Below are 24,397 nucleotides of genomic sequence, written 5' to 3'. Positions count from 1 at the left end.
TAATTGGCGGCCGCTGATCCGCTCAGCCAGCAGGGCCGCGTCCCGCTCCAGCTGAGCCCACTGCCCGGCGGGATACGGCTCGGGCATCCCGTCTACCCGATTGCCACGCACAGCGGCACTTCCCGCTTTGCCCGCTATACCTTTTCTGGCCTCTGCTTCCCCCGAGGCCAATTCATACACATCCAGCTTCCTCGAAAGATAGCTTTGCCATTCGCGCTCACCCCACTGATCCATGCGCCGCTCCATCTCAAAATGTTCAACCAACCAGGATGCCTGACTCAACGGCAACGCCGGATCTAACAGCAGCCAGCGCAGCACATGTCGCCCACTTCCTCCCTCTAGCCACCAAGCCACATCCACTCGAACATTGAGGGACAAGATCATACTCCACCCTTCCTCTACACGGCATACATATAAGGCAACTTTCATTTACTCTCCTCCCCCATGGTACTGTCTCCTGAACGCAAAAAAGCACATGCCAACCCGGCAGTTCGCCGGAGCATGTGCTTCATGTCCATATTCCATCTTCGTATGATTAATCTACTTATCACTATACCAATTGAACCTTTACATCACAACATTAGTTACACAACATGAGTCCATCATACAATTCTGCTAATAACCAGAATCTTTCTTTAAAATTGCGAAACTTTTTCCAATCTGAATCGTCTATACTTTTAAATTAAGAGTTCTGACTTCGAAAAGTTTATTTTAGTGTTCAAGAACTCCTCATACCCAGACAATAACCATAGATTGCATAAAAACCCATTTTTAATTTAAAAGCAGACTTGGCTACAATTACAAAAAAAGACTACAGCTTCTGCTGTAATCTTTTCACTGTAGATCTGCGAAATGATAATCCCATTTCCCGTTCACATGCTGATTTATTGCTCTGACTCACGCAAATCAATCAGGCGAAACGTGTGATCGGTCTGTGCTACCCGTTCAATATCAGCAGGGACAGCAGGCAGATAAGATGTCTCCATGCCTTGCCTTTGCATAAGCTTTTCAATAATCGTAATCGTTTCCGCTTCTGTACGATCAGCAACAACGGTTAATCTGAAGCTCTTACCACGATATAACAATTCCCGGCAAAGTTCTCTTACAATGCCTTCGATCCGCCCTGCCTGATTGGAAGGGATGAGCAGGATCTGCTCGAAACCTTCAGATTCCGGACGGGAAAGATGGCGCTGGTGCATGGCATGAACGGCCATTGCCGCCAGGAAGTATATGAGCAGAATCATAGTCAGATGAGCAACCATGGCAACTGCACCTCCTCGGAAGGTCATGCTCACCCATGGCGAACATCCCTGTATACAACAAGTATATGCTGTACTTCCTGAAGGGTTACACTTGCATTTCCTATCGCTCATATTCCACTCTGATCGACACCGGACGAAGAAAGACAGGCCAGGTCATTCATTCACGCCTAAGCTTGAACATATGTTCCGCACAACCTTACACTTTGCTCATTTGCAGTGATAAAGTCCATTAACCCGCAGACCAATCCAACATTCTGGAAAGGGCGCGAGTGAACACCAATCTATACTTCGTCTAGGTTGAATCAACCAATGGACTGACTTACCGTAAGAATACCGCTTTACGAAAAACATAAGGTATTAGAGCGTAACCCAACCATATTTAATCGAATTGATAACGGCTTGTGTACGGTCATCCACTTCCATCTTCTGCAGAATACTGCTGACATGGTTTTTTACTGTTTTTTCACTGATGAACAGGAATTCACCAATCATTTTATTGCTCTTACCTTCTGCCATCAAGCGAAGTACTTCAGCCTCACGACGTGTGAGCGGGTTATTGTCGCCAGCGACAAATTTAACGCCTGCTTCCTTCGAAGCTCCTTCACTCATTGCCCCTGTTTCATTAAGATACGTCATACGACGCAGCTGCATGATCAGTTTGCCGGTTACTTTCGGATGAATAAACGCATGTCCTTCATGCACGGAACGAATCGCATTGATCAGAGACTCGGCCTCCATATCCTTCAGCAAGTACCCGTTAGCCCCTTTACGAAGCGTCTCAAATACATAACTTTCATCATCATGAATGGACAAGATAATCACTTTGACATCAGGGAACAGCTCACGCAATTTCTCCGTTGCCTCAACCCCATTTTCGATCGGCATGTTAATATCCATCAATACGATATCAGGTTTATCCTGATTGCAGAATTCGAGCACTTGTATACCATCGCCGCATTCGCCGATGACCTCAATGTCGTCCTCCATATTTAAAATGCGTTTCAGTCCCTCACGGAACAGCTGATGATCATCAGCCAAAAGAACTTTAATCGATGCTTTACCAGTATCACGGTTTTCCATCATCCTGCTACTCCTTTCCCTTATCCACGTTTGTCGGGATATGAATCACTATTTTGGTTCCTTGATTTTCTCCGGATTCAATCTCTATTCTTCCTTCTAACAGTTCAACCCGTTCTCTCATCCCAATCAGACCGAAGTGGGTATGATCCTTGCTTTTCTTGGCAAGAAGCTCCGGTTTGAACCCAAGCCCATTGTCCTGAACGACAATTTTGACGAGCTGAGCCTGGTATGTAATCTCCACCACAACATATGTGGGATAAGCATGCTTTGCAGCATTCGACAGACCTTCCTGTACGAGGCGGTAGATCGCAGCCTCCATCGCGGAAGATAAACGGTGTTCTTTACCTCTTGTTTCAAAAAGCGACCGGATTTTCGTTTTTACCTCAAAATCCTGCACGTACTTCCGAAGCGTTGGAATCAGTCCCAGATCATCCAGTGCCATAGGACGCAGATTGAAAATAACTTTTCTCATTTCTTCAAGACTGGAACGAACCTGGCCTTTCAAATCTACTATTTCGGCCTGGACCATCTTAAAATCCTGCTTAATGAGCATTCTTTCTACAATTTCCGTCCTAAGCACTAGATTGGCGAGCATCTGGGCAGGCCCGTCATGAATTTCACGAGCAATACGTTTCCGCTCTTCTTCCTGGGCCAAAATTATTTTCAAACCAATCATTTGTCGATTTTTGGCAGATTCGATGATCCGGGTCACTTGACCCAGTTCACCTGACAGGTATTCGAGTACAACACCCATCTGCGAACCGATGGTCTCGGCACGCTCCACAGAAGCTTCCACATTTTTGGCACGCTTCTGCAGATCATCCCGACGGGCCTTCAGATACATTTCCTTCTCACGATAAATCATCAGATCCAGCTGCAGCTGTGTTGCTTTCTCATACGCCTGCTTGATATCATGCTCGGAATAACGGACAAAGTCGCGGCTAACCTCAGTCAGCCGGATCCGGGAACGGCGGTAGTTCAGCTCCAATTGATCTACTTTCTCGATCGTTTCCGCCGTTTCCTTCAGCACCGACTTTAACTCCTCGTTGAGTGTTTTCAGCTCATCGCGAGTTGCGTCCATAATTTCGAACATTTGATATTTGCTGTTTTCCATGACTTGTATGGCGTTTTTAATGACGCGGTCTATGGCATCGGCTTGTAAATCCACGTTTGTTCGACTCCATTTCTATCGTTTCCGGTATATATCATACCATATCACGATGAGATGGTAACGGTCTTCGTTTTCTGTTCCCATTTTACAGTCAGACCAAGTTGCTCGGAAACGAGTCTAAGTGGGACTAAAGTCCTGCCACCCGTTACGTATGGTGCAACAGTTGCGCTCTGTCTTTTACCATTCAGAATGAATTCTTTCTGCCCTACAACCAGATCAATCAGCTTGCCACCACGTAATACCGTGATTCGCTGATTTTTGCTATCCCAGCTTGCCTGACCACCAAAAGCGTCCAAAACATGTTTGATTGGCACATACGTTGTACCATTTTTCAGGACTGGTGCTGCATCAATCGCTTTTTTCGTTCCGTTCACCGTCATCGATTTCTGTCCAAGCACAAGCGAAGCTGTACCCGTAGGCAATCCTACTTCACTGGACTTGGAAGGCATCGTGAATGCGATATTGTCAAAAGCAACCGTGCCTGATTTCGCACGCTCATCCTGACCTTCTTCCACGTTCACTACATAGACCCGCTTCAGCTTCGCCGGATAGGCGATGTTCAGTCCGTTTAGGTCCACGCTCAGCTTCTTCCACCCGTTCCAGTCAATTGCCTTGGCGAGATCGGCATATACCGTTTTGCCATTGGCATCTGTGAATTCGGCACGTAGCCAGTTCAGACTTTTATCTCCCATAACATCCATTGACATCGATGTAGCTGCAGCAGATACCTCTCTACCGGTAGAGCCATTCAGTTGTGCATAAGCGTACATTTTGCCTGTTCCAGCAGTCATATCATAACCGAGTTGCAGTACATTGGAGCCGGCTTTCTCATCTGTTCCTACTGTAACGGTTGCCGTACCAGTTACACCCGCTGCATTCGTCGTGAAGTTGATCGGATAATTCACATTCTCGAAGTTCTCCCAGATCGTTTCGCTGGCAGATGCCGAGAGTACTACGACTGTGCTGTAACCATCATAGCGACCAATGGCATATCCCACTTGTGCACCAGAATTGACTGAAGATACCGTTAATTGGTCAGCAGTCACTTTACCTTTGAACCCGATAAATTCCCATGTCAGCGAGTCTGCCGGAACCGTAACACTTTGTCCACTCTTCGTTGTTGCCGTTACAGGAATGGACATCGTTGTGCCTGCATTGAGCGAACCGAGACCCGATCCTGCTGTCAGGGAAGCCAATTCACTTCCACCCAATACCGATACTTTAATAGAAGATGAAGCTCCATTGCTCGTTGCCGTCAGCGTTGCTGTACCTGGCTTCACGCCTTTGATCGTGCCGTTGCTGACACTCACGATGCTGTTGTTGCTGGACTTCCAGGACATGCTGATATCGCCTGTTGCAATCGGGTTGTAGTAGGTGTCATATCCTTTGGCTGTGTACTTGCCCTCTTGCCCCACCAGCAACGTTTGACTGCCACTCACGGCAAAGCCCTTCAGTTTACCTACAGGAGCCGTAGAGAACACACCTAGTGTGTTTACAACCTGACGTTGCTCGGTGCCATACTCTGTGTTGAACGTCAGACCAGCGGTTTGCTCACCCAACGGACGTGTTACCATTGTTGTGGAGCCGCCTCCATCCAGGTTCATGCCTTTCCAGACACCCACACTGGTCATAAAGGATTGCAGTTCCGTCAGCGACATCCCGCTGCTGTTACTGTTTTTCTCCGCTGCGATGATGTAGACATACCGACCATCCTGGGAGTACCCTACTGCCGTTCTTGCACGAATGCCACCAATGCCGGAAGATGCGATATCACGGGAAAAGGAAGCTGCCTTGCCACCGTTTACCAAAATGGTGTGACCGCCAATCATCATCTCCAGGTTACTGGGATCGACCGATTGCCCAGTTGTTTTAGCTTTCAGTTTGTAATCCGCATCCAAGGTTTGGCCAACGGATAGATGGCTCATGATCCATGTCGCCGCTGTTCCATGCGCACGCAAAATGTACCCATCCTTCGGCACCGTCATGTTTAGCGCTTTTTTATCCGAGATTTGGGTGATTACTCCGTTCTGCACGAGAACCTCTGTTGGAGTTGTGGAAGGATCATTTGGACGTTTGGAGGAGGTCCATGCCGGTGTATAAATATACATCGAGTTGGCATGACTATACTTCACCGCACCCGACTCTACCGTATAATCCTCTTTATTTATCCCACGCAAAGCGAAGGTTGAACCATCCTGCGCCTTCACTGTTCCGTCAAAGGAATACTCATCGATCATCGGTTTTCCATCTTTGGTCACCGTGAGGGCATACATACCCGACAGCTCAGAAGGTGTGGAGACCAGTACGCCATCGGAGACCTGTCCACCAATAGGGGCGAGCTCTCCGGATACATTGAAGTAATCGCCATTCACAGCGGCTACTGCACCATTTTCCTTAGCCATGGCACCTGTGCTCTGTTTGCTGTTTAGATTACCGCCCTTGCCTGTCATCACATCCAGCTTCACATAGGGGTTCTGCAAATCCACCTGGATTACATCCGCCAGTACGTTGACCTTGGAACCGGAACGTGTTGTTGTATATCTGTATTTCATGAGCTTCGCACCCGAAGTCAGAATTTCTTCACTCAACTTGCTTGTATTCGTAGATGCTGCAGCGGCCACCGATTGCCACGAAGTGCCTGACCACATCTGCCCGCCTGCGCTCATCACCGGTGCAATCCAGATCACACCCGCCAGCGTCACAATCGCCCATTTCTTCACCTTACTGCCCTTAACGTCTTCCAGCTGTTTCTCATGTTTCCCCAGCATGTCTGAAACGTCTCTCCCATCTTGTATATCAATCTTAGACATCACGAACACTGCCAAGTAGGCAGCCGATAGCGAGATCTCTAGTATACTCTTCTATTAATAGACTGCTTTTTGTGGAAAAAGTTACGCCCTCAGCCAAGATTGAGGTATATATTGGTTAATCAATTCCATACGATTCTGCTATGTAGTTAAACTAATCAAAAAATAGACTTCTGTTGTGCACGAGTAAGCACAACAGAAGTCCATTTATGATTCATATATTTCCTTCCCAAGGATTGGATGAAGAGTCTTGATAAACGAATGATAATTTTCGAAGTCGTTCATATAATACTTTTTTGAGTATCTTAGTAATGTTCAAAAAAAGTCATCCTTTCTATAAAACTTCAGCTCTCTTTAGTCCTTTATCTAATTATATAAAAAGAACACCTCAAGAAATGAGCTTCCTTGAAGTGTTCCTATTAATTTATAGATATCCTAATTTGTCCAGTACCCGTTTCAACATCACTGCTGCCTGAGCGCGAGTCGCGTTCCCTTGGGGTTCGAATGTTCTCGCTGTCATGCCTTGAATGATCCCCTCCTCCACCGCTTTGGCAACAGAATCCTTGGACTGGATTTTGTTGCTGTCCTTGAACTTGGATAGAGTGCTAGCAGCCGAAGATTGAAGAGAGACTGTTTTCCCACCGTAGTTCATCGCACGTACCATCATAAGTGCCATCTGCTCACGCGTAATGGGACGATCCGGCTTAAACGTACCATCGGTATTCCCCGTAATGATCCCCGCTTCAGCTGCAGCACCGATATAGGCACTTGTTACACTACCGCTACGAACATCCTGGAAACGACTTGCTGCAGTAGGTTCTCCATTCAGTCCTAGACCTCTAGCGACCAATTCAGCAAATTCCGCACGTGTAATGTTCTCATTCGGTCGGTAGAAGGAACCACCTGGTGTGTTAATTATCCATTTGGCAGAGAGCTCCTTAATGACCTCACTAGCCCAGTGTGACGCCGTATCCGGATAACTAACGATGTTGTTAACAGGGACTACCGACTGATTGCCATTCAGCTGTCCTTGAACAACTACACCACCTGTCGTATTTTTAAAGGAACTAGGTACATTGGATAACCTAAATGTAACTGGATCGATATACGTAAATCCGGATGTTACACTTGGGGTATTGGCAGCCAATTGCATGGCCAGTTGGCTTTTGACATTCTGATCTACACGTTGATCGTTTGTTCCATTACCGGTATACAAATATACGTCCGTATAGTTGCCAAGCTTCTGCGCTCCTGCACCTGCAATCAAGCCTTCCATCGTTCCCGATGAAGACACAGGTACCGTCTCTAACTGAACGTATAAGGATGGGACCGCTGCTCCTGTCGTAGTACTTGTGTTTGATGTTCCTACACTCCGACTCATAGCCGCCATATCTAAATTAGACAGTGGCACCGTCCAGAGAAGATCGCCATATTTCACACCAATAGTGCCAGTGCGATAACTTGCAGCAATCTGAGTCAGTGCATTTAATGGGAATCCAACATACGCAGCCGATTCACTGTCCGGAATCTCAAATACCACCGGCTGAGTCAATTTCCCGTTTGCTCCAGCGTATTCAAAGGACTGAATCAACTTGGTTGCATCCACGTTGAATTGACGAGTCGGGCGATTATAGTGGGACATCGCAGATACAGCAGAAGCCGTAGTGTTATTCATCACAAGTAAAGACTGACCATAGCTCGATGCATCCAATTCTGCCAACCAGGAAGGACGGTTTCCCGACTGATTATTGTTCGAACTATTATTCGTCTGTTGTAACGTAAGTGGGCCAAATGCTGTTATCGTGACATTCGACGCATCCCGCAACGGCAAAGCCCCAGGTACATAACTCACCGTTCCCGTCTGAGTAGCTGTCGATGTTACTGCTGAAGTATCCACTTTCAACGTCACCACAGAGCCAGAAGCTGAAGCAGACAATACAGTTGTGGTTGAATTACCAATCACTACACTGAACTGAGATGCTGTTAGTGCAGCCTGGGACTGGATTGAATCACGAAAATTAATCTGAACCGTGTCTCCCTGAAGCGTAGCCGAAAGAATTTTGCCATTTCCATATGTGTACGTTACTGGAGTCAGATTGAGATATCCTGCTGGGTTATTGTTCAGATCCGTTAATCGCAATGCTCCAGGTACATATGATAGCGATATATTTTGTGTATCCTTCACCGCTGAAGCCAGCGTTAACGTAACCAGATCATTTTCGATCTCGGAATCATTAACGAAGACTGGCTTACCATCGACCAGAACAGAATATTGGCTATTGAGCGGTTTATTCGTCGTGTTCAGTGGTTCATTGTAACGCATCCATAACTTGTTACCACTCACCTCAGCACTCTTAAACTCAGGTGGTTTGGTATCAATTGAATTGCGGACATAGAAGCCGCTGAATCCAGCAAGGGCCTGTCCACGTGTATCTTTTACAGGCCATGAACCTGGCGTGTATGCAACCTGAACGACTTCACCATCCGTAATGGATCGACTAAGATTCAACGTCACCACAGAGCTGCCATTGATCGATATGCTATTGATGCCTACAGCCGACTGATCCGCAGTTACACTGAATTGTCTTGCTGCATCACTTGAAGTGATATATACCGTCTCAGGGTAGTACAACGTCATTGTACTGTAATACACGTTACCTTCTCGCGGCTTGGACATGACAGAATCTAAACCGTTCTCCACATCTCTTGCGCCAAAAGCAGCCGCAGCATTGGAAGATTGATCTGTAAGACGATTACCTGTAGTACCGGGTGCATATGCGATCCGCACAACTTGCCCTACCGCTACACCCGTATCCAAGACAACATATACACTGTCACCTGAGATATAACTGGAACTAACGTTTCGATTCTCTCCATTCACGGTAACGGTATAACTGCTGCTCAGTGGGCTGATGCTACTAAGCCACTTGTCGTACGTTAGACGAATCGTGTTGTTACTATGCATCTTGGCACTCTTAATTACAGGTAATGTTGTATCTCTGCTTAAGGTTTTGAAAGCCCATGATGTAGATCCATTCAAACCTGCGAATGTATTACCTGCTTGATCACGAAACATATTGGCAGGAATATCGACAACATAGTTCATATTATTCTCTAATGTGCTTGTTGGCGTAATAATCAGTTGTCTGTTGTTCGAACTAAAAGTTGTCCTCGAATCAACCGTTGCTCCATTCGCTTTCTTGAGAATGGCTTGACCTGGGAAGCTACGGTCCAGTTCCTTGTTGAACGTCACTGTTAGGTTGCCCGACAAAGGCGCATTCGTGGTGCCATTGGTAGGAGACAAGGTGGACACCGTTAGGGAAGTTGGGTCCGACTGCACATTGAATCCCCAATCCATGCCGCTGATTCCACGGATGTCATTCCCCTGCTGATCTCGTAAAAAACCTTCAGGTATCACGATATAATATGTACTATTGTTATTGAAATTTTTTACAGGATCAATTGTAATCGTCTTAGTGCCAAGACCAGTAATTCGTGGTGATCCTTTAGACGTGATTGGAATTGCTTCAAATAAAGTTTCTGTTCCGCTCCCTTGATAAATTTGAAGTGTGCCTGCTCCAGCAACAACCGGTAGACTAAACGACACTGTCAAATGATCCGAAGGTTTCACCTGAACAGCTGCGTTCTGGGGTATCTTGCCTGTAACTGCCGGCAAGCCTATATTTTGAGTACTAAACGTCCACGCTTTGTTCAATAATCCTGGAAATAAAGTAAGATTCTCACCATCCATGTAAGCAAATGCATTTGCATCAATTTGAACGTAATATGTTCCACCAGGAAGAATATTTCCTTCTGGGAGTTGGATGCTTACAAATTTCCCTTCAGGTGGTGGTGAAGCTGTATCTTCTCCTGTAGACGGTTCGGTATCGTTCATAGGTACAGAAGGATTCGTGATTGGCCCTAAGCTTTCAATCGTTACCAGTTCACTGGATACGTCTACAGAAACAACCTCTGAATCATCGTTGACACGTTTAATGGATATCTTACTTTCCGGACCGATTACTTTTGAAACCGGTCTCGCAAATTCAATACGTAACGGCAATGATCCATCGACGTTTTTGCCGTTCACCGCAGGAACAGTATTCGTTATTCCATTTGCACTTAATTCATTGGCCGCATATGCTTCCTGCTCGACTCCACTCCAACCCGTAAGCCAACCTTGAGCCGTCAGCATAACAATTAAGATTCCGAGCATGCCTTTTCTTGCAATTCTCTTCAATTCCACTGATCTTCCCCCTTATCTGCATTTCTTCTCCTGTCTGATGTACAGACCTCATTATGTATTTCGGTTGGAGAAGGGATTTCATTTAGTTATTTGGGGATATATTCCATAATTTTTCCTTTGTCCATGACAAGCAGTGAAATCGATGGAAGCACAAAAAAGCCCTTAATTCCTTAACGGAATCAAGGGCTTCATTACTATTGCACCTAACTTACAGACCTGCTTGAGTTTTCAAAAGCTCTACTTTGTCCACTTGTTCCCAAGGTACATCCAGATCTGTACGGCCGAAGTGACCGTAAGCAGCGGTTTGTTTGTAGATTGGGCGACGCAGATCCAGCATACGAATGATGCCAGCCGGACGAAGATCAAAGTTGTTGCGAACAAGCTCAACCAATTTCTCTTCGCTGACTTTGCCAGTTCCGTATGTATCCACGTTGATCGATACCGGGTTGGCTACACCAATCGCGTAAGCGAGCTGGATTTCCACTTTATCTGCAAGACCTGCGGCTACAAGGTTTTTCGCTACGTAACGAGCCGCATATGCTGCAGAGCGGTCTACTTTAGTTGGATCTTTACCAGAGAACGCACCACCGCCGTGACGTGCATAACCGCCGTAGGTATCTACGATGATCTTACGTCCAGTAAGGCCCGCATCTCCCTGAGGTCCGCCAATAACGAAACGTCCTGTTGGGTTGATGAAATATTTAGTCTGCTCATCCAGCAATTCAGCTGGAACGACAGGCAAGATTACATGTTCTTTGATGTCTTTTTGGATCTGCTCAAGTGTAGTCTCTTCAGCGTGCTGAGTAGACACAACGATTGTATCCACACGTACCGGCTTGTCACCGTCGTATTCAATCGTTACTTGAGTTTTACCATCCGGACGAAGATATTCCAATGTACCGTTCTTACGCACTTCCGCCAGACGGCGTGCGATACGGTGGGACAAAGCGATTGGCAAAGGCATGAGTTCTGGTGTTTCGTTCGTTGCAAAACCGAACATCAGACCTTGGTCACCTGCACCAATGTTTTCTGTTTCACGAGCGACTTGTTCCGGGTCACGATTCTCAAGCGCTGCGTTAACGCCTTGGGCAATATCAGCGGACTGCTCATTCAGAGAAGTCAGAACTGCACAAGTGTTATAATCAAAACCGAACTTGGCACGTGTGTAGCCAATATCCTTAATTGTATTACGAACGATGGACGGAATGTCCACGTATTCAGAAGCTGAACTGATTTCACCGATGACAAGCACTAAGCCTGTGGCTACGGAAACTTCGCAAGCTACGCGAGCATTAGGATCGTTCGCCAGGAACGCGTCCAATACGGCGTCTGAGATCTGATCGCAGATTTTATCCGGATGTCCTTCGGTTACAGACTCCGATGTAAATAGATGCCGGCCTTTAACAGACATGAAGTTTCAACCTCCCATAACTAGTAGTATGGCGATTGCCCGAACAAAACATGACAGCGATTCGTTCACTGTACCCTCGAAGCTTTCCAAAATGGAATAAGGACGCAGGGTCCGCAGTACCGAAGATAAGGATTTTTCAGGTAATTGCCTCAAACGAAAATCAACCTTTCCCTAGTGGAAAAGGTTGCATACCTCAAGTGCCATCTTAACGTATTTGTCAAGACGTGTCAAACGAAATGGGGTAAGGAAAATGCCCTATAAGTGCTGTTCTGCCTGGCGAATTAGCCTTTTGGTGATCTCTCCACCAACCGATCCATTCTCGCGGGAAGTCAGATGTCCCCACCCTTTGTATTGCCCATAAGAGTGATCACTCACTTCACCCAGTTCAGATCCAAATTCTGTATCCGCACCAGCTAAACCTCTGCCACCATAACCTACATTGAGACCAAACTCTGCAGCAATCTCATACTTCATTTGATCCAGCATTTGACGACTTTCGGGTACCACCTTGCGATTGCTTCTAGCCATGATTCCTGCACCTCCATTAATTGATTGTCAACAGTTATAGAGTGAGCAGGAACAAGGTTGGCTAGCCGTATTAATGTTTGTTAGAACTGGGTAATCTGAGCAAATGAAATGCATGACTAATGAATAATTCCTTTAACAGCTACAAAACCTATTTCAGAGTATATCCACCACGTACCATTACGGTTAAGCTGTATTTGTTTCCTTCCAAGACCGTGATCCCCCGTCCGTCCCTTGGAAAAGAGAGCAGGTGATTGGTCGGTGCTGCCTGTCCATTCGTCAGGTCAATCCCGTCCGTCAGATCAGCTACACCATTCGTACCTTCACTGACGATCACAGCTTTGCCGCTACGTACAATGAACTCCGCGCCAGACTTACCGATCAGCTGTTGCCCCGGCTTCACGGTTACGATCTCAACGGCTTCAGAAGCGCCCGAGACCAGTGGAGGAAGAGAAGTGTCTCCACCTGTACTACCTGAGTTCCCGGTTCCCGTAGATCCGGAATTATTACCGGATGAGTTGCCAGAACCCGTGCTAACGCCACCACCCATTGCTTTTTGAATCTGCTGGTCTACATAACTCTTCGTTACAACCGGATCGTCTGCTGTTCCTGGCTGGCTTGTACCTGCACCGATGGCTGTATTGCTGTATACCGACCCAACCCATACGCCAACACCAATGGCAAGCGCGGCGAGGGATACTTTCATATAAGGTTTCATGTGAATCATTTTCCTCCTCTGGTAATCTATTAACTTTAACTATAGAGAAAAAATAGGGATGCGACAAGCAAAACCTCGTTTCCGTTGGGGTGGAAACGAGGTTTTGTGGATAATTATAGTGCTGCCTGTTCTATTTCAAAACCCATCCGATGGGAACGTAGGGAACTCCGGTTCTTCTTTTGGAAGCTTAGAAATGTCGTATCCATAACTTTGCTCTGCAAGACGGATACGTTGTCCTTGAAATTGATCATATACTGTCAAACGATAAGAACCACCACGCAACTTCTCGAAGAAGCTGTCTTCTACGCTCCAGCTCAGTGTCTGGTTGGTTCCCACTTTCAGATCGGTTCCTAAGGTCAGCTCTTTTTCATATGATTTACCTGCTTGATCGGTCATTGTAAGGATTAACTTGTGCTCGTTCTCACCCATCTCAATCTCTTCATTACGGGATAAGCTGTAATTCATCTCGATCTGTACAGACGAGCTGCCTGCCAGATATGCTCTTACACTGTTGGCAGTCCAGGAGTAAGGATAGAGATTAATATTGGTCAGCGTGCCTTGAACACTAATGGAAGTTGGCGGTACTTCGAATGCCAAAGCATTCACATAAGCAGTCGCTTCCCCTTCACCGGTTACAAACTTGCTGTCTGCAATGCCTTCACCCACTATTAGGCGCAGGTCTGAGAAGGTAACGGACTTCGGAATCTTAGCCCAGAACGTAACAATTGACTTCTGACCCGGCCCAGGCAGACGCTCTGCTTGTTTCGCAGTTGCTCTGTAATACTGGCCATCCGATGTTTTGTAGTAACCTACCAGTTTACCGAGACCACTTTGACGCAATGATTTGTTCGTCATTTCGAATTCGGTATATACGATGTCCGATGATGTTCCCGGATAACGAATCGTTCTCCGCACACCCATTTCCGTCTCTTTATCAGCAGTACCCGAAGTGTATGTCTTGCCGCTTCCAACATAAGATAAGGGTGGAATTAATCCGGACGTATTTAACGTGATCCACTCATTCGTCTCTTCTTCACTAACTTTCTCGTTCAAACTTAGTTCCAGACGAGATATACGCAATTCGGAAGGAATCTTGGTTAACAGGTAAGCCTCTGTTGTCATGCCGGCTCCAAGTAACTTTCCACTTTGTGTGTAGATTAGCTTCTTGTCTCCTTCAATCTCAGCAGAATCAATCATAAACATCGCTTCAAGCTCAGGAAGTTGAACTGTTTTGTTACCTGCATTACGAATGGTCACTTTTGCGGCAATAATATCACTATCAAGCCACGGCAACCGCTGTAACGATCCAAAAGACACACCAAATGTACCTTTGTTATTCTTAATGACCGTTTCGGTCGTCAACCCATCTCCGCTGGATACCGATTCAGGAATACCATAGACACCTACAGGATAGGAGAAGACAAATCCATTCGTAGGAGAAGACGTTGTGGATTCTGTGCTTTCATTTTTGTCTACCGGACTCATTACATAAAGCTTGATTTTGCTTGTATTACCATCACCCTGAAGGGTTGTACTGAGCTTAATTGTCTTAATATCGCCTGGGTTCAACTTCAATGTATCCAATGCTTTGGTTTCGATTGGATAGACTGTTCCGTCTGTACTCCGTACCTCAAAGGTATACATCGGCACCTTAATGACTTTCTTGCCTTCATTCTTGAGCTTCATTTGAAGATTAAGGCTATACTCACCATCATCGATTCGGACTTTAGCGGATTCAAGCAATGTGGACAGTCGTTGTCCTTCAACTGAAATCATGTTTGGTTGATTGGCAGCGACTTCTACATTCGTTTTACTAGCCTCTGGCAATTGCAATGCAGCAACAGGCAGAACACTTTTCTCTTCACCCTGTTCCTCTACTAGCAACAGCTCAGACTTTTGCAGCTTCACTGACGTAGGAAGAGATGCGATCAGACTGAGGGCCTTATTAGCTTGAGCCTGGATACTGACACTCGTACTGTCTTTATCCGGAGTTAACGGATAATTGGTACCACTTGGTGTACGCAAGATCCATTTGATATTCGGATTTTCAAGCAATTTATAACTAATATTGTTTAAATTCACGCCAATTTTCACATACTGATTCTTATCTTCACCTGGAAACACTTTAATGCCAGATACTTTCACCTTCACCGCAGAGTCGCTTAGACGAACCGTCTTTGGTTTACCTATAGGTGTAGTAATACTATAGGATGCGGGCACGTTAAACTTACCCAGCGTACGTTCATAGTTAGCCTGACTGAAATCCCATTTCACGATGAGGAAGTTCAGATCACTGAGTTTCACCTCGCGACCCACTTTCATGACATAGGTCAACTCAACTGTTGATCCAGGCGAGACTGTTTTCTTTTCCTGATCTTTTGCGATCAGTTTGGGCGAGAATGATGTTCCACCCTTGGTTTTCACTTTGCTCCAGTAATCGAGCATCATCATTGGGGTGCTGTCATTGTTCTTGTAAGACAATGTATATGTAACCACATTCCCATCGTCCTGCGCCAAGATATTTACATCTGTTAACCTTACCGAACTTCGTGCTGTCACTTTAACAGCCGATAGGTTACCGAGTGTATGTACAACCTTCTGCATTGTTGTCGTTTTCTTCGATGTACTGCTATTTGAATTGGTGGCAGACGTTTTATTGGTTGTGCTCGCTGCCATGGTAATGCCAGCCGTTGAACTGATCAACAAGACACTCGCGAGCAAGCTCACAAACATTTTCTTTTGATTCACTCCCAAACCTCCCATAAGTTGCTTGTTGCTCTTATAGTATAAACGTTTGGAAAGGAGAGAAAGTTACGATGTTGTTGTCTATCAACAATTTAAAAGTTCTCTAAGTTAAATATAATCGAGAGGGAGGACTCTCATTAATTGAGTAGCCTACCTCTCAACTCTCGTACGTAGCATTCGGCATACGGTGATTCACCATTTGAGCGCAATCATCAGTACCTCAAGCGGGTGATTTCCTACTGTTAAACTATTTCAGACTAACCGCCAATTTATTACCCCTGCAAGGCGAAAAAAAAACAGCCTTGCATCTATAAAGATGCAAGGCTGTTTTAGTAAGATATAAATTACAGCTCTTTACCGAATGAGAACTCATCCAATGCATTGCCGTTTGCGTCGTTAATAGCTTTTGCTGCTTTGTTTTTAGCACCGTCGAATTTAACAGTTGCTACTTTTCCATCTGTATTACCAGCTACTGTTGCAGTAACTGTAATTGTTCTTGCATCAGTACCGATAGAAGCACCTGTAACTGTTGTAGTCACGCCGCTACCCGCATCAATGCTGAACAATCCTTGGATGTAAGCCGCACCATAGTTGCCATCTTGAGTAAGAGCTTCAGAAGCGTATACAGTTACTGTAACCGTGTTACCAGTTCTAACGATATCTTTCAAAGTTACCGTTGGAGCAATACCATCTTTTACGGTTGCAGTGAACGCTTGAAGTTTGTTACCGAAGCTATCTTGAGTGCTAGGGTTAGTAGCTTTCAAAGTATAACCAGCAACATCATTAGAGATTGTGTTGTCAGCAAACTTCAGAACTACAGTTTTGTTAGAATCAGCCAACGTGTAGCTTGTTGGACGAACGCCATTCAGATCGAAGTCACTCAAGTTAACGTTGGACAATGCTGTGCTAAACTTAACTTTTACTTCGTTACGGCTTGTAGCATATACATCATTGGTAACAGCTTCAACTTGGGAATTATCCACACTGTTTCCAACGGAATAATTTGAAGTGTTGAAGTATTTACCTTCTGAATCTTTGATGTAGCTTGCAGAAATTTTAGCATTTTTCCAAGAAACCGTAGGAATGTTATCGCTTGTTACAGCAATGCGCACTGTGTTTGTAGAGATCAATGAAATATCATTGTTTTCTTTAGCAATTTGATATGGTGTATTATTCAAATTCACCATATATTTAGCTGCATCCAGAGCATTTCCATCACCAGATGTAGCTAATGTTTTGTTGAATTGAATGTACACATATCTAGGTTGCGTTGTACCATCAAGTTGTGCTGCTGTAAGATCAGTCCATACACGTGTCACACTACCGTTTTGAGCTGTGTTAGCGTTCAGTGTCGCAGTGTAAGGCAACAATACATTTCCGATGTAAGCAGTATCGATAACACCAGATACAGTCAGAGTGTAAGTTGCATCAGATTTCAAGCTGCTTCCCAGGTTAACTTTAACAGTTTTATTGTTATCAGTATAAACTGGTGTGATTACTGGGTGACCTTTAGAAGTCAATCCAGAAGCAGTTACAACTTTACCATCTGCATCTTTGAGAACATAGTTCTCTGGGTTTTGTGCGGAATCCAATTTCAGTGATTTGCTGAATTGAACTTCAGCAATGTAGTTACCATTTTCCATTTTGAATTTAGTATCTACAACTGTTGGACGAACTGTGTCCAATGTTGGAGTTACTTTAGTGTCAACGGAAGCAGAGTTGTTGCTATAGTCGGATACTGCAGTCAAGTAAACTGTGTTTTCCGATACATTCAACGGATTGTTGAATTTCAATGTAACTTTGTTGTCGTTGATTTCAATGGATTGTGCAGTGTTGCCTGTAGCGTTAGCATATGCACTTGCAACGCTTTTCACTGTTTCGTCGAACTCAACAGTTACTTCTTTCAAGTCGTTGGATTTAACACCAACTACTTTAGGAGCAGCTGTATCTTCAGTTGCTGTGAATTTGCTTTCCACTGGAACGATGGACAGACCAGAGTAGTCCTGTACGCCGCTCACACGCAATGTGTGCTCACCAGCAGTCAGATCTGTAGTTACAATTGCAGTGTTAGGATAAACGTATTTTACAGAAGCTGCAATTACATTGTTATCTACACGGAAAGAAGTAGCGTTTACAGATTCTGGTTTAACCGGCTCGCTGAATACTACTTTGAAAGCTTTTGTTCCCAAAGCTTTAACTTCTTTTACTTCTGGAACTGCAACATCAAGTGGAGTAAACTCTACTTTTTGTGTGAATGTTTTAGTTGCATCAGCATTTTTAACGTTGTTGATTTGAAGACTAGTGGATCTTTGGTTAGTCAAAGAAGTATTACCTTCAGATACCAACAAAGTTACAGTAGTTTTGTCATCAGACAATGTAGCGCTTTTGAAAGTCAATCCGCTAACAACATAGTTATTAGTGCTTTCAGCAGAGTTTGGATCTACAGTACCATCAAACTTAACTGTAATTTCTTTCAAGTTTGTAGCAGATACGGAAGATACCGCTTGAGCTACTGTAGTTACATAAGTAACTTTTTCAGTGAACTCTTTATCTTTGTAAGTAAATTTCACTTCAGTTTCTTTGTTAGCTTCGAGAGCTTTATCCAAAGTTACTTTTACTGTTTCGCCGTCGCTGATTTTGAACTCAACAACTTTACCAGCTTCAGTTACTGTGTAAGAAGATACTTTCAAGCTTTGAGCTTGATCGATTGCGAAAGCTGCACCTACCAACAATTCGCGGGAAGCGTTAGCTGTGAAGTTAGTGTTTGCATCAACCAAACCAGCGTTGATTGCTGCTTGAACATAACCTTTAGCCCAAGCTGGAGCAGTGTTGTTTGTTTCAGTTGGGATTTCAAGATCCAATGCACGAGTCAGGATTGTAGCCATCTCGGACACAGTCACTTTACCGTTGAAGTCGAAGATTTTCTTCTCAACGTTTTTACCTTCCATGATACCCGCAGCAGTTACTGCTTCGATGTAAGGTACAGCCCAGTTTTTAGCTGTGTAGTTTTTGTCAGTGTAAGAAAGAGTTCCAGTGATCTCTTTCAGACCCAGCAATTTAGTGATAACTTTTGCAAACTCAGCGCGAGTCATGTCTTTGTCAAGACCTGCTGTACCATCCGGATAACCGTTGAAGATACCTTTTGCTTTCAATGCATCAAACTGTTGTTGTGCGGAAACTGCTGTGTCACCGAATGCTACAGATGCAAACATTGAGAATGCCATTGCTGTAGACAATGCTACGGATAAAATTTTCTTCATAACCTTTTTTTCTCCTCCTTGGGCGTTCATAACATTTGAATTTTCTTTTTTAATAGGGTCGCTCGTATTCCTCATATATTGTTGCACCCCCTTCCCAGAGTTGTGAGCAAGTTAATATAAATGATGTCTGTGAGCATATCACAGAAACTTGTAAACTAGTTTGTAAAGCAGAATCACACGTAAATAGAGTAGTTTCCTAATCCTACCTTACGTATTATACAATGGGTCCCTCGTGCCGTAAAGCAATTTTTTCTAAAAAATAGACAAGATTCTTCACGAGGTCATTCTTGGTAACAGGCCCAATGTTTTCGACTCTACACTTTAAACGCAATAGATTTCAAAAAGTTGCGGATTGCACAAAAAAAGTTTTGATTTTTTTTATGTATAGGTACAGTGCGGGTATTGAAGCCATTCAAAACCTTTTCAAACCGTTGATACAGCAGTGAATCTGGAATTGTGATCTCTGGTTTGTCTGTGCTACCAACGTTTATTTATACCCGCAACTTCAACCTATGAAGCGACAAAATTCACAAAAAATAAAATAAAAAAGCACCCCTATTGGGATGCTTTTCCTGCAGTTCTGGAAATATAAGTTATTTAATCTTCATCGCGAGTTCAATAATTTGGGCACGCATATTTGGATCGCTGTTCAATCTCAGATACATATCGTCAATTGGTTGTCTGTTCTCACGGTACGTTTTCTCATGCTTCATCGTTGTATGAGACCATTCAATCAACTCATTCTCAGCCAGCACCAGATTGTTGTACGCATCATGGAAGCCAGTGGACTGTACAAGCCCTTCCATAACTTCCTGAGAGATTTCCTGAGTCTTACGTGTATCTTCCAACTTTTTCTCCAGAATGACTGCCTGCTTCTCAAACTGTGTCTTTGCCTTCATGTAGCCCAGCTGGGCTTTTGAATAAATCGGTTTCATTAGCTAACTTCACCCTCTAGATCATTGTGTATTTACCGTTATTGTATCTTATACTCTAGCAAATTACAAAAATAGTTATTGGTAAAAATTCTGTTTCTTCTATTATAGAAGTACTCTATGTCAATTCATTGACAGCCATGAAAAGGACCTGCCCCTTTAGAGTAAGGGACAGGTCCTTCCTAAATTGCATCGATGTATCAAATGAATTAACTCAAGGTTTTAGGGAATACTTTTGTGCTCTTTTTAAGCAATTCAACTGCAATTTTACCCGCTTCTGCACGTGTCAGATTACCTTTCGGGTTGAATGCATATTGCGGCTTCTTCTGTCCAGCCACTGTAACCGGAGAACCCTCCATGATCTTGGCTTTCGTCACAGCTTGTACCGCTGGTCCAGCATAACTCTCCATGCTGCCGGAATCGATGAATGCCTTAGCAAGTGCACTTTGAAGCTTGCTATCATTAGCAACCATTTTCAGTTCTAGTGCCCGAGCAATCATCACTGCAGCCTGTTCACGTGTCAGCGGACGATCCGGTCCGAACACACCATCTGTCAGGCCAGTAATGATACCCGCTCTCGCTGCGGTCTCGATACTGTCATAATCCCATGTGAATGAACTTGTACCTGGTGCAACATCCGTGAATGTTCTTCTGCTATCGGACGTAATTGGTAAATTCAAACCTTTCACAAGAAGAGTCGCAAACTCTCCACGCGAAGTACGGTCATCTGTACCGAATTGTTCAAAGCGCAATGGAGCCATGAACCCTTTAGCATAGAGTGCATTTAGAATATTTCTTGCCCACCCATGGTTGGTGATATCGTTATAACTTCTTCTCAGCTTCATTACTTTATAATAACCAAACTCATCAAAAGGAACGGTCACTGTATGCTTCTTCGAATCCACTTCGCCGCCAATCCGTCTCCACTCTCTGCTTGGAGAATAGTAAAATACGGAAATGGTTGAACCAGCATCATCTACTACATTTGGATCATAAGCAAGAGTTAATGTACCCCGTTGTGAAGGCTTGATTTTTCGCTCTGCAGGCGTCAAAGGATTACCGTATAAGAAATCTACAGTATAAGGGCCAATTCCATTCGTTGGCTCTTTGTAATTATTATCTCCTCTTGTACCGGACTCCCCAAGGCCGCCGCTTACCCAGTAAATTTCGGAAACTGGACTAAAGTTTACAGAGTCCCCTACAATTGCGGAGAACCTTCTATAATAGTCATCGGGAACGCTTAATGGATTCGGGTCCTCTGCTTCTGTTCTGAAACCAACGATGCTTCCATAGTCGTTCTTCCGCTCCACAATTCCTGTGTTCGGGTCAGCAATACCAAACAGCAGCTTGTTGTTTGGATAGAATTTAGCAATCCCGCTGAGGTCCGTGCTTTGCATTACCGTGCCTTTCGGGAAACTCAGTTCCAGCTTTTTATTGAATGCTGAATATTTGTTGGCTACCTTAGGCGCCATATACTGAGAGTCAACACCAGTGTTGCTTGTATAGTACACTTCCACTGTATCATTTGTTTTGACACCATTTCGATCAATCGTCAACTTGATTTTATTCACTTTGTCAGCCTTGAGCCCCACATAATCCAAAGCAAAACGATCTGTTTCTGTGCCTTGAAGCTTTTTAGCCGTTTCTTTGTCAATAACAACGGAAGTAGCTCCTTCAGCCTCAATATCAAAATGAACAAAGTTTTTGCTTACAACAATTTGGCTGCCTGAAGTAGGACGTGGAGCCAAGATGCGATAACCCGCTGCTTCTCTGACCACTTCTACCTTTTGGCTCGTTTTTGCACCTGTTTTGTTATACAAATCCAGTGTGTAGATATATGTTCCTGGTGTCTCCGCTTTTAAGTCTCTTAACCGCACCACAAAGTCCTTCTGACTTCCGGAACGATCCACAATAACATTACCATTGTTCAGTGCATACTCAGGAGAGATTATTGGATCTTGCCAAGTTGTATTAGTTGCCGATCCATCTGGTATGTTCAAGTCAAAAATCGTTTGAGTACCCATACTCAAGCTCATTCGAGTCGCCCCTGCACCACGGATAGCCAAGTCAAAGTTTTTCAGGCTGGTCGTATATTTCTTGTCCGCAAATGTGAAATCCGTGGAAAGGTTAAACAGGTTTTTCACCCATTGGTCATCCGGATTATATGGATCAAGGAATGTCGAGCGATTTTTACTTGGTGCAGGTTGAAAATTATTGATTGTAGATACATTGTTATCATTGATGTAAATACGCAATTCTTTAGTTACTTCATTCAGTTGGCCTTTATCTCCAGTTCCTGTTCCCGTTAATACAATACGGTTTTCCCCAAAGAATAATGGTCCTGTGTCCCCATCGATATCAATCTCAACATCCTCGAAACTTCCATCAGCACCCAAAGTCAATTGTTTTTGCTTTGTGTTCGCTGCAGGATGTGTTGAATACACTTTAACTCCGTTCGCAAAAATCTCTGCTACAAAGTATTTGCTATCTAATGTGGCAAAATCAACGTACTTACCTTCAAGCAACAATTTATCTGTTTTTTTGGAATTCATATCATATGTTTGGCCATCCGTCAGGTTGCTCACAAAAATATAGTTTTTGGACGCAAACGAAATCGTTGCGTTTTTGCTTGATTTTGATCCAGTAAATTTAAACTGAACCGTTTGATTTCCGTTTTTGAAACCTTTAATTTGATAAATATATTTCGTTGGAGATACCTGTATAGGCGTTGTTGACAGTTCAATTGGGCTTGTGCTCCTTGGAAGATATTCCGCTGTCAACAGGCTTCCATTAGGATTTCTGCTAGTCTCTACAAGGATATAGAAATCTGCAGAAGTGACACTAGAACCCGAAAGTGGTACCCCTTCTGGTGCATCACCAGAACCGCTGTAGTCTTTAAGGTATCTTAAATCCGTAATTACCGTTTCGTTCTCTAGATATTGAAAATTCATGTTTGCACTGGCTGTGTTTTTTCCATATTTGACAGTCAACGAATGATTCTGTAAAGAATCAATCGAAGTGACTGGAGGTGTGCCAGTTGCTGATTCTGTAAACTTCAAAGATGGAATTTCGAATGAAAACAGAGAATATGAAGGCGTGTTGATCCCCACACTAGGAATGGGTTCAATCTTGGGAACAATATTAGTCAACACACCATCCACAGAGATTTCAGGAACAGCAGTGGTTTTATCATCCGGCAAAAGCAATTCAACCATTACACGGGCTTGTGCAGGATCCCCCCCATACGTAGGCCGATCAGTTAACATACTCTGAGACAGCCCATCTGAGCCCTCTTTCAGATCGAGTTGAGAGAACGGATTTTCTTCATCATAGTAGAGCAGAGAATACGTGAATTTATTTTTGTCTACGCCGCTTTCAATCGTTACAACCAGATCATTCTTACCTGATTTTAATCGAAGCATAGGTGAGAAGAATGTACCATCTTGTGTCGATAAAGATGTTGGTAAAGCCTCACCATTATTCAGTGTTACTGTTACTTTGGAGGAGTTGTGAGCTACACCTTGAATCGTCACATCACCTGTATCCACAACAACCTGCGATCCTTCATTTAGATCGAGATTATCCGCTCCACCCAAAACCTGCAGTTTCTCAATGTAAGGTATAGAGTCATACAAAATATAAAAACTTTCGGAACGCTCACTTGGACCTTGGGAACCGGTAAACGTTACTTTGTTCATTCCAGGGAACAAAGTAAGTGTTGCGTTAAAGCGATTATCCGGGCGATTAGGATCAACTGTGACAACAGCTGGTGCTAATCTTGAACTGTCTGGAACCCATGTTCCATCTTTTAAATTCAATAGCTGTACGTTGGCACCTAACGTAGAGCCAGTAACATTCGTAAACGTGCCTGTTACAGCTTGCTCCGCGCTAGTTACCACAAAAGCAGTCGAACGAGAAAGAACATCAGAGCCTGTTCCAGTCATTTTGAGTCCTACTGTACTTTTCAATGGAACGTTGGCTGTATTATCAGGAGTAAAGTAACTTGTCTGTCCCGCCGCCGATGCGACTGGTGCAAGGCCAGCTGGTATTAGAGATACAACCAGCGCCACCATCATCAGCCAGATTAACGGCTTCTTCGTACGTTGCATTCAATCATCTCTCCTCTTTTAAGTCAGTTACCTTTATATATCGGCAAAAGGTTCCAATTATTTAGTAAAAATCTCAAAATAAACAAAAAACCTTATCCACTAGGGATAAGGTTGGGTCTGGAATAATATTC

The 24,397-nt window shown here is 44.2% G+C and carries 12 protein-coding genes and 1 pseudogene; all 13 read right to left on the bottom strand.

Annotated features, from left to right (window positions below; all coding sequences use genetic code 11):
- Positions 1 to 429: pseudogene (locus tag ACE04G_RS06965) on the bottom strand (hypothetical protein); the annotation flags it as partial.
- Between the two features lie 455 nt (positions 430 to 884).
- Positions 885 to 1,262 carry a hypothetical protein gene (locus ACE04G_RS06960; protein ID WP_036612497.1) on the bottom strand — a complete coding sequence of 126 codons (378 nt, stop codon included), beginning with the start codon at positions 1,260 to 1,262 and terminating at the stop codon, positions 885 to 887.
- Positions 1,263 to 1,619: 357 nt separating this feature from the next.
- On the bottom strand, positions 1,620 to 2,342 hold the full coding sequence (locus tag ACE04G_RS06955) for a response regulator transcription factor (protein ID WP_026081439.1): 723 nt from the start codon (positions 2,340 to 2,342) through the stop codon (positions 1,620 to 1,622).
- Between the two features lie 7 nt (positions 2,343 to 2,349).
- Complete coding sequence (locus ACE04G_RS06950) at positions 2,350 to 3,510, bottom strand: sensor histidine kinase (RefSeq protein WP_074092506.1); 1,161 nt, start codon at positions 3,508 to 3,510, stop codon at positions 2,350 to 2,352.
- Between the two features lie 47 nt (positions 3,511 to 3,557).
- A complete protein-coding gene (locus tag ACE04G_RS06945) occupies positions 3,558 to 6,281 on the bottom strand; it encodes a stalk domain-containing protein (RefSeq protein WP_221821852.1) in 2,724 nt (907 codons plus the stop codon).
- A gap of 463 nt (positions 6,282 to 6,744) precedes the next feature.
- Complete coding sequence (locus ACE04G_RS06940; RefSeq protein ID WP_221821808.1) at positions 6,745 to 10,566, bottom strand: S-layer homology domain-containing protein; 3,822 nt, start codon at positions 10,564 to 10,566, stop codon at positions 6,745 to 6,747.
- 208 nt (positions 10,567 to 10,774) lie between these two features.
- Positions 10,775 to 11,977, bottom strand: coding sequence for a methionine adenosyltransferase (metK, locus tag ACE04G_RS06935; protein ID WP_221821809.1), 1,203 nt, complete (start codon positions 11,975 to 11,977; stop codon positions 10,775 to 10,777).
- A gap of 255 nt (positions 11,978 to 12,232) precedes the next feature.
- Positions 12,233 to 12,505 (bottom strand): alpha/beta-type small acid-soluble spore protein, encoded by a 273-nt coding sequence (locus ACE04G_RS06930; RefSeq protein WP_017691962.1) that lies wholly within the window; start codon positions 12,503 to 12,505, stop codon positions 12,233 to 12,235.
- Positions 12,506 to 12,653: 148 nt separating this feature from the next.
- Positions 12,654 to 13,220 carry a hypothetical protein gene (locus tag ACE04G_RS06925; protein ID WP_221821810.1) on the bottom strand — a complete coding sequence of 189 codons (567 nt, stop codon included), beginning with the start codon at positions 13,218 to 13,220 and terminating at the stop codon, positions 12,654 to 12,656.
- Between the two features lie 135 nt (positions 13,221 to 13,355).
- Entirely contained in the window at positions 13,356 to 15,968 is a 2,613-nt protein-coding gene (locus tag ACE04G_RS06920) for a hypothetical protein (protein ID WP_449004016.1), read from the bottom strand.
- A gap of 341 nt (positions 15,969 to 16,309) precedes the next feature.
- Positions 16,310 to 19,300, bottom strand: a complete 2,991-nt coding sequence (locus ACE04G_RS06915; protein ID WP_449004017.1) for an S-layer homology domain-containing protein — start codon at positions 19,298 to 19,300, stop codon at positions 16,310 to 16,312.
- 518 nt (positions 19,301 to 19,818) lie between these two features.
- Positions 19,819 to 20,160, bottom strand: coding sequence for a hypothetical protein (locus ACE04G_RS06910; protein WP_036612519.1), 342 nt, complete (start codon positions 20,158 to 20,160; stop codon positions 19,819 to 19,821).
- A gap of 206 nt (positions 20,161 to 20,366) precedes the next feature.
- Positions 20,367 to 24,266: an S-layer homology domain-containing protein gene (locus tag ACE04G_RS06905; RefSeq protein ID WP_449004018.1), complete on the bottom strand. Its 3,900-nt coding sequence runs from the start codon at positions 24,264 to 24,266 to the stop codon at positions 20,367 to 20,369.
- Positions 24,267 to 24,397 lie beyond the last annotated feature (131 nt).

This window comes from Paenibacillus sp. AGC31, assembly GCF_057334655.1.
The sequence above is the reverse complement of the archived record's forward strand: the minus strand, read 5'-3'. Positions and strand labels throughout refer to the sequence as shown.